Here is a 13,527-nt window from a genome sequence, read left to right on the forward strand (position 1 = left end):
TACAAAGTTCACCTTTTGTTTTAGAGACTATACTTAAATGTAATTTATTATATTATAAATTTTATAATTTAATTATGTTTAATCCCAATATATTTTATTTTAAAATTATATAAATATATTTTTTAACACTTTAAAAAGGACCTAAATTAATCTGTACTGCAATCATCAAAAATATAAACCCTAATGCTAATTCCATAAGTATTATCTTTGATGCAAATTTAAACCATCTTGTATAAGGTACATGAGCAATAGATATACCAGCCATAAGAACTCCAAGTGTTGGAACTATCCCATTTGCAAATCCATCCCCCATTTGATAAGCTAATACTGCAACCTGTCTAGGTATGCCTATAACATCTGCAAGTGGAGCCATAAGAGGCATTGTCACCATAGCTTGACCAGTGCCTGAAGGTATAAAGAAATTAATTACAGACTGCATAATCATCATTACTCCACCACTAAAAATTCTAGGAACATAATTTAATACCAGCGACAATCCATGAACTATTGAATCTAAAATTACTCCTTGTTCTAATATAACTACTATACTAGATGCAAATCCTATCAAAATAGCTGGATAAACCATATCTTGCATACCTTTCACAAATCCAGAAGCAATTTTATTTGGACTCATACCATATACCACTCCACATAAAATTCCTAAAGCAAAGAAATAAGCTGATAAATCTGACATGCCCAAAGAAAATTTTACAATCAATATCATCAAAGCAAGTATACCGCCAAAGAATGTAACTAATACTCTAATATTTCCAGCAGACAATTTTTCTTTGACAGATGACTCATCTAGTTTCCAATTACTATAATCAATATCTGATACTAAACTTTTACTCGGGTCTCTTTTTATTTTTTTACAATAAAAAATTATATATGTTGAAAGTAAAATCATAGTACAAATCCAAAATATCCATCTAAACCACATTCCTGAAAAAAGTGGCAGTCCAGAAATACCTTGTGCCAATCCCACAGTAAAAGGATTAATAGTAGCTGAACCATAACCTGATGCAAGTCCTAGAAGTAAAATACCTGCAGCAACTAAAGCATCATATCCTAAAGCGATACATAAAGTCATTAATATAGGCAAGAATGCAATACATTCTTCATACATACCTACAACTCCACCAGCTAACCCAAAAGTCAATACTAAGCATGTAATTATAATCTCACCTTTTTTGCTTCCCTGACTTTTAGAAATAACTCTTCCAATCAAAGCATCTAGTGAGCCAGTAGAATTCACTATACCAAATGCACCACCAATGATAAGTACAAAGAAAACTGTAACAGAATTTTTTCCAAGCCCACTTGGTATAGCTCTAAATACATCCATTATACTAACTGGATGTTGTTCTCCATATTTAAAACTTCCTGCTTGCACAAGCATATTTCCAGTAGTTAAATCTTCAACTCTATTATATGTTCCAGAAGGAACAATATAGGTCATTACGGCTGCAAATATTATAAGACCTATCATCAAAACATATGCATCTGGGAATGTTAATTTTCTCTTTTTGCCTTCAGTTTTATTAGTCATAGTAAAGTCCCCTCTATTTAAAATCTACTCCTCTTTCATTTTTTCAATTAACTCTGGATTTTCAAATAATCTAAATCCTGTTAAGGCCAATATCTTTATACCATCAATCACTCTATTTTTTGCATATGGATTCATAGAAGCTTTCAAAAATTCTTTTGTATGTAGCTCTTCGCAATTTTCAGAGAATTTCATTAAAGGGTGTATACATGGTATCATTTGACTTAGATTTCCCATATCTGTCGAACCTAATAATACCTGGTCATCGTCATCATATATACCAAATTCCTCCATAATATTTGTAAAAATACCTGTTAAAACCTTGTTTGCATTTAAGCCTTGGCAAGTTGGCTCAAAATGGTAAAACTCAAGTTCACAACCAGTAGCTATTGCAGCTCCTCTAGCACAATTTTTTACTTTTTCAACTACCTCATCAAAGTAGTCTTGCTCTTTTGCTCGTATTTCTAGTCTTACTTTCCCCATGTCAGGTATTACATTTGCAGCAGTTCCTGCTTCTAGTATGATACCATGTATTCTAGTTCCATCTACCAATTGTTGTCTCAATGCATTCACATTATTATATAATAATACTACTGCATCCAAAGCATTTATTCCATTATATGGCTTAGCTCCTGCATGAGATGCTTTTCCAGTAAATATGAAATCTAATCCCCCTATTGCGATAATTTCTGGTGTTACACAAGTTTTTGAATTTGGATGTATCATCATTGCTGCATCATATCCATCAAATACTCCATGTTCTATTAAATAAGGTTTTCCATCTCCAGTTTCTTCAGCTGGTGTCCCAATTATACTTACCTCTCCTTTGTAAGTATCTAGTATACTTGCAAGAGCTATTCCAGCTCCAACTCCCATGGAAGCTATCAAATGATGGCCACATGCATGACCATTACCTGGAAGAGCATCGTATTCTGCTATAAAGGCTATTCTTGGACCATCGCCATTTTTCTTGGTTGCTTTAAAAGCTGTTGCCATACCTGCCAAATTTTCTTCAACCTCAAAACCTTCTTCTCTTAGAAATTCAGCTATTTTTTTAGCAGACTTATATTCTTGTAAAGCAATTTCTGGCTCATCATATAGAGATTGACATAAACCTAAAATCTTTTCTTTCTTTAAATCCGCCACTTGTATTATTTTTTCTTTCATATCAATCTTACCTCCCACTAGATTTATTTGTTAGTTATTGTATCCTATTATAAACTTTAATTCACTATATTGAACCTATAATCTAATCACTTACAGTGACACTATGATTAGATTTATCATAAAATATAGTCATAGCATCACTGCAAAATATAGTAACTCAATGAATATTCAACTTTATAGTATACATAACATTGAATTCATATTTGAGTTTATTATAAAAACTAAAATAAAATATATATAAAGCTCTATAAATTATCTTTAATTTAACCCATTCTTATTCTCTTTTATGCACTTATTTTCCCAAAATTCAGCATTTTTTATATCCAATTCTATAGGATTAAAAGTTCTATCGTTCCTTTTTATTCCCATCTTTTTCTGCCTTTGATAATCATAATATGCTTTTATAGCTGGTTTTTTTAATGTAAATATACCAACTAAGTTTATATATGTTAATACACCTATACATATATCACCAAGTGCCCAACTTGTAAGTGGTTCTATAAAACAACACATTGCTGCACATACTATAAGCATAAATCTACAGACATTAATTATGTACTTTTCGTGCTTTTCTGCTTTAATTCTAGTTACTAAATAAGATACATTGGTCTCCATCATGTATGAGAATGCTAATAATGTTGTAAATGTAAATAGTAGTAAAACTATTGCTATAAAAATATCACCTAATTGAGGATGTAATGTATTTATTGCACTCTGTACATATTGTGGTCCTGGTTCTACACCTGGTAACGTTGTATAAACATCTGTAACATTATACATGCCTGTTATTATAATCATAATACCTGTGGCCATACATATTAATAATGTGTCTACATAAACAGAAAAAGCTTGTACTAGTCCCTGCTTGGCTGGGTGACTTACTTCTGCTGCTGCTGCACCATAAGTTCCAGAACCTTCTCCTGCTTCATTTGAGTATATACCTCGTTTTACTCCCCAAGATATTGCTGAACCTAACATTCCTCCAAAAACCGAACCAAATCCAAATGCAGATTTAAACATTGTTATAATAGCTCCTGGAACCAAATTTATATTTGCTATGATTATTACTAATGTCATAATAAGGTATGCTCCACCCATTATAGGTACTACTTTCTCAGCAAATAAACCAATTCTTTTAATTCCTCCGAAAATTATTATCCCTAGTGCAATAGAAGATGTAACTGCTATTGTCATTTTTGAAAATCCAAATGCTTGATTCATTGCTAGATATAAAGTATTTGATTGTGTACCAGGCATAAAAAATGTATAGCTTGCTATTGCGACTACTGAAAATAAAATTGAACATTTTTTCCAACCAAGACCTTTTTCAAAGTAATATGGAGGGCCTCCTCTGTACTGTCCATCATGCTCATCTTTATATATCTGAGCTAAAGTGGATTCTACAAATGCAGTTGCCGATCCTAATGTAGCCATTATACACATCCATACTAATGCTCCCGGTCCTCCCATTGCTATCGCCACAGCTACACCAGCTATATTTCCAGTTCCTATTCTTCCAGCCATAGATGTAGCAAAACCCTGAAACGAGGATATTCCAACATGAGAGCTATCTCCTTCAAGTAAAAGAGTAAACATTTCTTTTACATCTTTTATTTGAAAAAATCTTAGTCTCAGTGAAAAATATAATCCTATACACAAACACATTGCAACTAATACAGGTGACCAAACAATTCCATTAATGGTGTTAACTAAATCGGTCACTTAACTCACCACCATTCATTTTATATTTATAGACAATAATTTAAACAGCTATGTTTCAATATTTTATATAATCTTTAACTCATATATATCTAAAAAATCTATCTTCTATTTATATTATTTTTAATCCACAAACTATAAATATTTATTTTTAAAATTAAGAATATTAATTGATATATAAACATAAATTTATAAACTTTTTAACGATATGTATTTGACAAATAATCAAACAATATAAATTGGAATACATGTAATGAAAAGCCTGAAACTGTTATTATATAAATAGTACAATATACAATTATTAATATATAATTGAATAGCATATAGTTAGATTTTAAATTTTCGTATTTATTATGAGGTATAAAATTGAGTACAATTACCACCTATTTTTTAAATTTTTTTAAGATTTAAATTAAATAGGTTTATGTAAATATGTAAATAGATGATAATTGCCACTCAATTCCAAACCTTTAGGGGTAACTTTATACTAAAACCTAGAAACTTGATAACATTTTGATATTTTACACTTTAAACTTTAAGTATTGCTATAAAAATTAATATTTTGGTATTCTTACAATGCTTATGCTTCTAACTTACTTTCTCTTCTCTTCTTAACTTTTAATATATATAAACAAGATAGTATACCAATTACTAGAATTGCTATCTGGAATATAAATGTATATGTGTAACCTTTATTACCATAAGTATCTATCCAGTGTCCTATCAATGCAAATTGGAATACATCTGGTGAAAATCCTAAAGCTGCAGCTATACCTATAGTAGTTGCTGAATATTTAACTGGAACTTTTACTTCATCTTGAACTGCATAGTATATACCTTTTCCCATGTAGCCTAATATACCTACTACAAATGTTAAAGCTATAAATATAGTCATTGGAGTAGATGCAGGTAATACTAGGAATAAAACTATTACTGCTATACCAAATACATATATTGGTAAAAGTACTTTTGTAGGTGATTTCACTTTGTCTGCACAATATCCTCCAAATGGCGCTCCAAATAATTTTAGACCATGTTGTCTTATTATTGCTAATGCCCCAGATAATGCTACAGAGCCTCCAAGTACTGATGTTATATATGGTGTAAAATAAGACATTGTAACTGTGAATGAATATACACAGAATATACTTATTCCTACTAGCCAAGTATTTGGTGATTTTAGTACTGTCATAAAATCACCAGCAGACATTTTTTCACTTACTTCTTCTTTATCTTCTCTAATATCTACATCTTTAATTACATACCATAATACTGGACACATTGCTATTGATAATATTCCTAAAGATATCATTACCCATCTCATACCTAATACAGGAGTTGAAAAGCATGTATAAATATATAAGAATATTGCTCCCATTACTACTCCAGAAACTCCAACCATAGCTTCATTGAATCCATAAACTTTACCTTGATTATCTTTTCCTATAACTCTAAGTATCTTTACCATAGAAGGATAGTTCATAACTAATGATGTTATTGCACAACCTACCCAAGTTGCAACTGCAAACGGATAGTTCATATTAAATGCAAATGCAAATGATACTAACCCATTAAGAAATATAGAACCTAAAATTATCTTTCTATAATCAAATCTATCTGCTAACCAACCCCCTATAGGAGCTCCAAATATATTCCCTAATCCATAAATCGTAAGTAGAAAACCTAGTTGAGTATTTGTACACTCTAATGCTTTTAAGATTGGATCATATAATGTATATTGGATAAATGGTATAATATAAACTAATTCCCAAGATATTGCTATAATAACAAGTTGAAACATTAACTTTCCAAACTTTATACCGTTCTCTTTTTCTCCCATATTTAAGCCCTCACTTTTTATATTTATTCACAAGCATAATTGAGTTCTTTTTTTATAACTTCTGCAAGTATTTGAATTCCATTAACTATTTGTTCTTCTGACATTGTTGTATAGTTAAGTCTCATAGTGTTTTTTGGTCCATTATTTGCAAAGAATGATTCTCCAGAAACATAAGCAACTCCAGCATCAATAGCTTTGTCTAGTAAATCATCTACATTTATATTTTCAGGAAGTTCAACCCATATAAACATTCCTCCATCTGGCTTTGTATACTTAGCTTCCTCTGGAAAATGTTTTTTCATAGCATCTAACATCAATAAACATCTTTTTTTGTACTCAGCTCTTATTTTTTCTATATGCTCATTTAAATTATATTTCTTTAAAAATTCTATTACTTGTACTTGAGAAAATTGATTTGACTGTAAATCTATACCTTGTTTTAAAAGTTCTGCTTTATCTATGATATCTACATTACCACACATCCAAGCAACTCTAAATCCTGGACATAATACTTTTGAAAATGAACCTAGATACAATACTTTATCTTTAGTATCAAGAGATTTAAGTGTAGGTAGAGGCTCTGGTGTAAATCTTATTTCTCCATAAGGATTATCTTCTATAACTATGACATCATATTTATTCACGACTTCCATAAAATCTTTTCTTCTTTGTAGAGACCATGTCTTTCCTGTAGGATTTTGAAATGTTGGTATTACATAGATTACCTTTATGTTAGAATTTTCAGATAATAATTTATCCAAATCATCCGTTACCATTCCTTCATCATCAGTATCTACTCCTAAAAAATCACATTCATAAGGTCTAAATGCATTTATTGCACCTAAGTAACTTGGATTTTCTGTAACTACTATGTCTCCTTTTTCTAATAGAATCATAGCACTAAGAGATATACCTTGTTGTGAACCAGTAGTTATTATTATATTTTCTGCTTTTGTATCAATATTTTCCTCTTCTTTCATTCTTTTTACTAATAGTTCTAATAACTCATCTTCACCTTTAGTAGGTCCATATGCTAAAGCAAACTTGCCTCTTTCATTAAGTACTTTTTGAGTTATTTCACTTATCTCTTCTATTGGAAATAAATTTGGGTCAGGAAGTCCTGCAGCAAAAGATATAACAGTACCACCACTTGCTACCTTCTGAGCTATTTTCTTTTGAGAAGCTCTTATAGCTGAAGCTTTTACCATATCCATTCTTTTTGCATATTTCATAATAATTTATCCTCCTTAAATAATAATTTCTTATTGTGATGCTAAGCATGCTAATGCTATTGAATTTATTTTAATTTCAGCTGTATCAGAACGTGAACCTAAAATTATTGGATTTGTTGCTCCTAAAACTATACCTGCCCACTTAGCTTGATTAAATCTAAGCCATGATTTTCCTAATATATTTCCCGCTTCTATATTTGGAAATACTAACAAATCAACATCACCAGCTATATTACTTTTAATGCCCTTATGTTCTGCTGCATGTGCATCAAATGCCACATCAAATGCTATTGGACCCTCAGCTACACAATTTGGTATTTCTCCTGATTTCTCCATTTCTACAAGTAAGTTAGCATCTACAGTAGATTGTATTTTAGGGTCTACCATTTCATTTGCAGTAAGTATGGCAGTTTTAGGATTTTCCATGCCTATACTCTTCATAGTAAGAAGTGCATTTATCATTATATCTTTTTTTTGATTTAAATTTGGTGATACATTTATACCACTATCAGTACAATAAAGAAGTTTGTGGTATTGAGGTAATTCATATACTGCAAGTAGACTCAATAATCTCCCTGTTCTAAGACCAGTTTCTTTATTTAATATAGCTCTCATATAGACACTCGTATTTACTAATCCCTTCATAAGAACTTTAGCTTCCTTATTTTTAACTATCTCTACAGCTTTTTTAACTGATTCATCAGGATTTTGACATCCTATTATTTCGTGACCTTTTAATCCAATTTCTTTTGATATACTTTCTATTTTTTCTTTGTCTCCTACAAGAATAGGCTTTATAATGTTTAAATCTGTTGCTGATTTCACAGCCTTTAATACTTCTTTATCTTCTGCAACAGCAACACTTACAATAACAGGTTCAAGCTTTTTAGCCTCTTCTAATAAATTATTAAAATCTTTTAACATACTCTTTCTCCTAAATATTAATAAGTTTTTGCTATTTCTTCTCCCTTAAGTACTCTAAGTGCTCCAAGAGCAAGTGCTTCCATCTCCATTTCTCCTGCAACTATCTCTACTGGTGCCAAATATGAAACTCTTTCTATGACTCCTCTAATTACCATTTCCGAATGTGATATCCCCCCAGTTAAGATAACTCTATCTACATTCCCTGAAAGTGAAGCTCCATACATAGAGATTTCTTTTGCTACTTGATAAATAAATGCATCCATTATAAGTTTTGCTTTTTTATCACCATCTTTAATTCTATTTTCAATTTCTATCATATCTTTTGTACCTAAATAGTCGTACATTCCTCCAATTGAACTTACTTTTGCTACCATTTCATCATGAGTATATTTTCCAGAGTAACATAACTCTACAAGAGGATATGCAAGTAATCCACCACTTCTTTCTGGAGAAAATGGTCCATCAGACCTTCCACCACTTCCATCAATCATCTTTCCTTGTTTATGTGCTACAATTGATATTCCTGAACCTAGATGAGCTACAATAAAGTTATAATCCTCATATTTCCCACCTAGTTTTTGTGCAATTTTTCTTGAAACAGCTTTATGATTTAATGCATGTAACCAACTAGCTTTTTCTATATCTGAAATTCCTGTAACCCTTGATACATCATCAAACTCATCTACAGAAACTGGGTCTACTACAAATGATTGTACTCCTATTTCATCTGCTATAGTCTTAGCCAATAATGCACCTAGGTTCGATGCATGTTCTCCATTTATCTCACTTCTCATGTCATCAATCATTTCTTCACTCACAGTATAAGTGCCGCCTTTTATAGCTTTCATAAGTCCACCACGACCAACTACCGCATCAAAGGAATTTATGCTATGATTCTCACTATTTAAAATATCCACTATTAATTTTTTTCTATAGTCATATTCATCAAATACTTTAGAAAATTTTTTTAAATCTTCTCTTGTATGAGTTATATTTTTTTTCAAAACTTCATTTTCATCTTGAAAAATAGAAATCTTTGTAGATGTACCACCAGGATTTATTACTAGAATTTTCAATTTAACACCCCCTAGTTTCACTATGTAGAACATCGTTCTGTTATTTTAAGTTTTAAAAAATCTTTGTACCGCTACTCAGAACGACGTTCTATATTTTATTAATTAAATACTAACATATAAAAATAAGTATTTCAATAATTATTTTAAATATTTAAAATATTCACTTATAATCGTACCCAGCTTCAAATGCTTCTATATTTTTGGCATTAAACTTGCCTTTTCCTTGATTTTCAAAGTATTCACACATTCCACTTTCAAATTCTTCCTTTGTAAATAAGTCTAAATTCTTTACCATAACTCCTAGCATACAAATGTTAGCAGCTTTTTCATTACCTAAATTTTGTGCAATTTCAGTAACAGGTACTTTTATAACGTTAATATCTTCTCTATATTTTCTATCCTTACTTACTAATGATTCATTGACAAACATATAACCATTTGCTTTCATTAAACTTTCATATTTATCCACTGATACACTATTCATTCCCAATAATATATCTGGATTTTTTACACAAGGATTTGCAATTTTTTCATCGCTTACAACAACATTACAATTTGCACTTCCTCCCCTCATCTCATTTCCGTAAGATGGGAACCATGTAATTTTCTTATCTGCTTTATATGCAACATACATTATAATTTTTCCTGCTGTAAGAACTCCCTGTCCTCCAAAACCAGCACATATGATTTCATTTAACATATCATTTCCTCCCTAATCAATAAATTCTCCAAGTGGATACTTTGGAACAAGTTCATTTTCGATTCTCTTCATTGCATCTACTGGCTTTAATCCCCAGTTTGTTGGACATGGTACAAGTACTTCTATTAAGCAAAAACCTTTCTTTTCTTTTTGTTTTTCTAGTGCTTTTTTGATGTATCTTTTTGTTGTATTTATTTCTTTAGGGTTAGTTATTGTTCCTCTTGCTAGATACGCTATATCCAAATTACCCATAACTTTTACAACATCAAATGTTGAACCATGATCTGCGTAATTTCTACCATTTGGAGTAGAAGCTGTATATTGACCTTCTATAGTAGTTGGAGCCATTTGACCTCCAGTCATTGCAAACATATTATTGTTCATAACAAGAAATATTACATTATCATTTCTAGTAGCAGCTGACATAGTTTCCCCAAGCCCTATCGCATAAGCTCCACCATCTCCAGCTATTGTAAATATATATTTATCTGGTCTAACTCTTTTCATAGCTGCCATTGCTGCACCCATTTTACCATGTGGTGGAACGACAACATCTACATTCATACTAAATTGAAACATATGATTACAACCTATATCTGAGCATATAATTGTATCTTGACATATATCCATTTCTGTTAATACTTCTCCAATGATTCTATCGACTATAGAATGTCCACAGCCTCCACAGAACATATTTTCACACATCATTATTGCTGGTGCTTTTTTAGCCATAATTAAAATACCTCCTCTTGCTTAGCTTTTCCATCTATAATCTCTTGAGCAAAATCTATTAATTGATTTACTTCTGCCATATATTGAGCTGTTGCTACTGAATATACTGGGAATCTATTATCACACGCTATAATTACATCTTCCTTCATTTGTGCCATCATGTTCATTTCAACTGTTACAAGACCTTTTAATGAATCATTCAATTTTTTAAATGCTTTTCTTGGATAAGGCCACAATGTTTTTGGTCTTATTAATCCTAATTTTATTCCTTTTGCTCTAGCATCTCTAACTGCACCTTCTGCTATTCTTGATGAAATCCCATATGCTACAAATACTACATCAGCATCTTCTATCTCTATTTCTTCCCATCTTTGCTCATTTTCTTGAACTTTTCTCATTTTTTCTATATAGCCTTTTTGCCATGTATCTTGGTCTTCAAAATATGTTATATCAGTTATAACTTTATTTTTTTCTCCTACAGGTGTTCCTTTCGCTGCCCATGGAGCTTTATCCTTATCGTACTCTTTCATTGGTGGAGCTAGACAAGGTTCTACCATTTGACCTATTGTAGCATCAGAAAGTATAAGCACTGGATGCATATATTTCTCAGCTAATTCAAAAGACTCATATGCCATATCCATATTTTCTTGAACACTATTAGGTGCCAATACAATCAAATGATAATCTCCATTTCCTCCACCTTTTACAGCTTGCCAATAGTTGTCTTGACCTGCTCCTATAAATCCATCACCTATACCATATCTTTGTACACATGCTACAACTGCTGGCAAACCAGCTGATACCCAGTATGCAATACCTTCTTGTTTTAATGAAAATCCTGGTCCAGATGAAGAAGTCATAGCTCTTGCTCCAAGTGCACTTGCTCCCATAACCATATTTACACTGGCTATTTCTGATTCCCCTTGGATAAACACTCCTCCTACTTCTTTTTGTCTCCATGCCATCATCTCTAATATTTCTGATTGTGGTGTTATTGGATAACCTGCATAAAATCTACAGCCACCACGTATAGCACCTTCTGCTAAAGCTTCATTTCCTTTAATTAATAAACTCTGCATACTTTTTTCTCCCCTCCAATAAAAATAGTTTATAATATCTCAAATACTAAATCAGGACACATTGTGTAACAAGCGCCACATTGAATACATTTTTCTTCATCAACTTTGATAGTTACAAAGCCTTTTTTATTTGTGTAATCAGAAAGACTTATTGCATCTTTTTTACAAGCTTCAATACAAAGATAACACCCCTTACATCTTTCAACACTCAACTTGACTTTTTCCATTTCTCAAATCTCCCCTTTATGTAATATTTTTTTCCTTAATTTTAAATATATAATATTTATATTTTGTATAGACATTATATATGTTCTGGTGTTGTTCTGTAGTTTAGAACATCGTTCTATTTTTTTGTATTGCTTAATTAAAAGATAACACATTCGCTTATATATTTCAACAACATTTTAAATTTTAAGAATATTTAATTTTTGATTAAATAAAAAGAGGCCATATTTAAACTGATATTCATAAATAACAATTTAAATATAGCCTCTTTTTGTTGTTCGGGTTAAAAAATTATCTAAAAAGCTCGGATATACTTTTTGCAGTTTCCATAACTCTCTTAATTTTATACTCAAAGTCCCCTTCTCTCATTCTTATAGTTGGACCTGATAAACTTATTGCCGCAATAGCTTTATTATCTTTATCTAAAATAGGTGCTCCAATACAAGTTAGTCCATGTTCCAATTCTTCATCATCTATGGCATATCCCTGTTCTTTTATTTTTGCTAAAAAAAGCATCATATCATCCCAATTATCAATTGTATGTTCTGTATACTTGTGTATTGGTGTCTTTCTATATTTTTCAAAATCTATAGAATCATTAAATGCCATAAGACATTTTCCAACTGCTGAACAATAACATTCGCTACTGGAGCCAACTGAAGGATTTACTGAGAGTAGTTGATTTGAACCATATTCTTTATGTATTATGATACTTCTTGGAGAATCTTGAGCTCTTTCTTCTAATATAGATACATTAACTACTTCGTTAAATTCTTGATTTAATTTTTTCGTATATGGTTTTACTATTTCAGTCAATGACATTTTTTCTCCCACAACCATACCTATTGCATATAAATTTATTCCTAGCCAATACTTGCCATTCTCTGTGTTTTGTATAACAAAACCTTTGTTTTCAAGAGTGACTAAGGTTCTATGCACAGTACTTTTATATACTCCCATAGCCTTACTTATTTCAGTTATTCCCATTTCTCTCTTTTCATGATATAACAGCAAAATTATGTCTAGGGCTCTATCTAATGCATTTATTATTTCTCCCATATACAAGTACTCCTCCTGCGAATATTAAGTGCTATTTCAACACTCTACTAAACATTATATATTAAAATTACAAAATTATCTATTTATCTTAATTATATTTTATAAAACAAAAATATTATACTTATTTTATAAAATAAAAACAAAATATTTACTATATCTTCCTTATTTTTTTCTCCTAGTGATATTGTTCTGTTATATTTTTATCTCATCTAGATAATAATAATATAT

Annotated in this window: 12 protein-coding genes; all 12 read right to left on the bottom strand. The window is 30.9% G+C overall.

Annotation, left to right across the window (positions count from 1 at the left end):
• Window positions 1–130: 130 nt before the first annotated feature.
• The 12 genes from ACTG48_RS13570 to ACTG48_RS13625 all read right to left on the bottom strand — a co-directional run bounded on the left by ACTG48_RS13570 (window position 131) and on the right by ACTG48_RS13625 (window position 13,299).
• Window positions 131–1,549, bottom strand: a complete 1,419-nt coding sequence (locus ACTG48_RS13570; RefSeq protein ID WP_021385355.1) for a YfcC family protein — start codon at window positions 1,547–1,549, stop codon at window positions 131–133.
• Window positions 1,550–1,573: 24 nt separating this feature from the next.
• Window positions 1,574–2,713, bottom strand: coding sequence for a M20 family metallopeptidase (locus ACTG48_RS13575; RefSeq protein ID WP_021385322.1), 1,140 nt, complete (start codon window positions 2,711–2,713; stop codon window positions 1,574–1,576).
• A 258-nt stretch (window positions 2,714–2,971) separates the two neighbouring features.
• On the bottom strand, window positions 2,972–4,435 hold the full coding sequence (locus ACTG48_RS13580) for an alanine/glycine:cation symporter family protein (RefSeq protein WP_021385330.1): 1,464 nt from the start codon (window positions 4,433–4,435) through the stop codon (window positions 2,972–2,974).
• 577 nt (window positions 4,436–5,012) lie between these two features.
• On the bottom strand, window positions 5,013–6,272 hold the full coding sequence (locus ACTG48_RS13585; protein ID WP_479917113.1) for an MFS transporter: 1,260 nt from the start codon (window positions 6,270–6,272) through the stop codon (window positions 5,013–5,015).
• Window positions 6,273–6,295: 23 nt separating this feature from the next.
• Window positions 6,296–7,504 carry an aminotransferase-like domain-containing protein gene (locus ACTG48_RS13590; protein WP_479917114.1) on the bottom strand — a complete coding sequence of 403 codons (1,209 nt, stop codon included), beginning with the start codon at window positions 7,502–7,504 and terminating at the stop codon, window positions 6,296–6,298.
• A 30-nt stretch (window positions 7,505–7,534) separates the two neighbouring features.
• Window positions 7,535–8,428 (bottom strand): bifunctional enoyl-CoA hydratase/phosphate acetyltransferase, encoded by an 894-nt coding sequence (locus tag ACTG48_RS13595; RefSeq protein ID WP_021385300.1) that lies wholly within the window; start codon window positions 8,426–8,428, stop codon window positions 7,535–7,537.
• A 17-nt stretch (window positions 8,429–8,445) separates the two neighbouring features.
• The gene (buk, locus tag ACTG48_RS13600) at window positions 8,446–9,504 is read right to left on the bottom strand and encodes a butyrate kinase (RefSeq protein WP_021385301.1); all 1,059 of its coding nucleotides are present in this window, start codon (window positions 9,502–9,504) and stop codon (window positions 8,446–8,448) included.
• 160 nt (window positions 9,505–9,664) lie between these two features.
• The gene (locus tag ACTG48_RS13605) at window positions 9,665–10,204 is read right to left on the bottom strand and encodes a 2-oxoacid:acceptor oxidoreductase family protein (protein ID WP_021385325.1); all 540 of its coding nucleotides are present in this window, start codon (window positions 10,202–10,204) and stop codon (window positions 9,665–9,667) included.
• A 12-nt stretch (window positions 10,205–10,216) separates the two neighbouring features.
• Entirely contained in the window at window positions 10,217–10,936 is a 720-nt protein-coding gene (locus tag ACTG48_RS13610; RefSeq protein ID WP_021385321.1) for a thiamine pyrophosphate-dependent enzyme, read from the bottom strand.
• Between the two features lie 2 nt (window positions 10,937–10,938).
• On the bottom strand, window positions 10,939–12,015 hold the full coding sequence (vorB, locus tag ACTG48_RS13615) for a 3-methyl-2-oxobutanoate dehydrogenase subunit VorB (protein WP_021385349.1): 1,077 nt from the start codon (window positions 12,013–12,015) through the stop codon (window positions 10,939–10,941).
• Window positions 12,016–12,044: 29 nt separating this feature from the next.
• On the bottom strand, window positions 12,045–12,242 hold the full coding sequence (locus tag ACTG48_RS13620; protein ID WP_003416663.1) for a 4Fe-4S binding protein: 198 nt from the start codon (window positions 12,240–12,242) through the stop codon (window positions 12,045–12,047).
• Window positions 12,243–12,531: 289 nt separating this feature from the next.
• Window positions 12,532–13,299, bottom strand: a complete 768-nt coding sequence (locus tag ACTG48_RS13625; protein WP_021385347.1) for an IclR family transcriptional regulator — start codon at window positions 13,297–13,299, stop codon at window positions 12,532–12,534.
• Window positions 13,300–13,527: the final 228 nt, after the last annotated feature.

Source organism: Clostridioides sp. LIBA-6822 (assembly GCF_056688955.1).

What these genes read in the sequence shown, in the direction of transcription:
- ACTG48_RS13570 (WP_021385355.1), bottom strand. Translation starts at nt 1,549, where the DNA reads ATGACTAATAAAACTGAAGGCAAAAAGAGAAAATTAACATTCCCAGAT.
- ACTG48_RS13575 (WP_021385322.1), bottom strand. Translation starts at nt 2,713, where the DNA reads ATGAAAGAAAAAATAATACAAGTGGCGGATTTAAAGAAAGAAAAGATT.
- ACTG48_RS13585 (WP_479917113.1), bottom strand. Translation starts at nt 6,272, where the DNA reads ATGGGAGAAAAAGAGAACGGTATAAAGTTTGGAAAGTTAATGTTTCAA.
- ACTG48_RS13590 (WP_479917114.1), bottom strand. Translation starts at nt 7,504, where the DNA reads ATGAAATATGCAAAAAGAATGGATATGGTAAAAGCTTCAGCTATAAGA.
- ACTG48_RS13595 (WP_021385300.1), bottom strand. Translation starts at nt 8,428, where the DNA reads ATGTTAAAAGATTTTAATAATTTATTAGAAGAGGCTAAAAAGCTTGAA.
- ACTG48_RS13605 (WP_021385325.1), bottom strand. Translation starts at nt 10,204, where the DNA reads ATGTTAAATGAAATCATATGTGCTGGTTTTGGAGGACAGGGAGTTCTT.
- ACTG48_RS13610 (WP_021385321.1), bottom strand. Translation starts at nt 10,936, where the DNA reads ATGGCTAAAAAAGCACCAGCAATAATGATGTGTGAAAATATGTTCTGT.
- vorB (WP_021385349.1), bottom strand. Translation starts at nt 12,015, where the DNA reads ATGCAGAGTTTATTAATTAAAGGAAATGAAGCTTTAGCAGAAGGTGCT.
- ACTG48_RS13620 (WP_003416663.1), bottom strand. Translation starts at nt 12,242, where the DNA reads ATGGAAAAAGTCAAGTTGAGTGTTGAAAGATGTAAGGGGTGTTATCTT.
- ACTG48_RS13625 (WP_021385347.1), bottom strand. Translation starts at nt 13,299, where the DNA reads ATGGGAGAAATAATAAATGCATTAGATAGAGCCCTAGACATAATTTTG.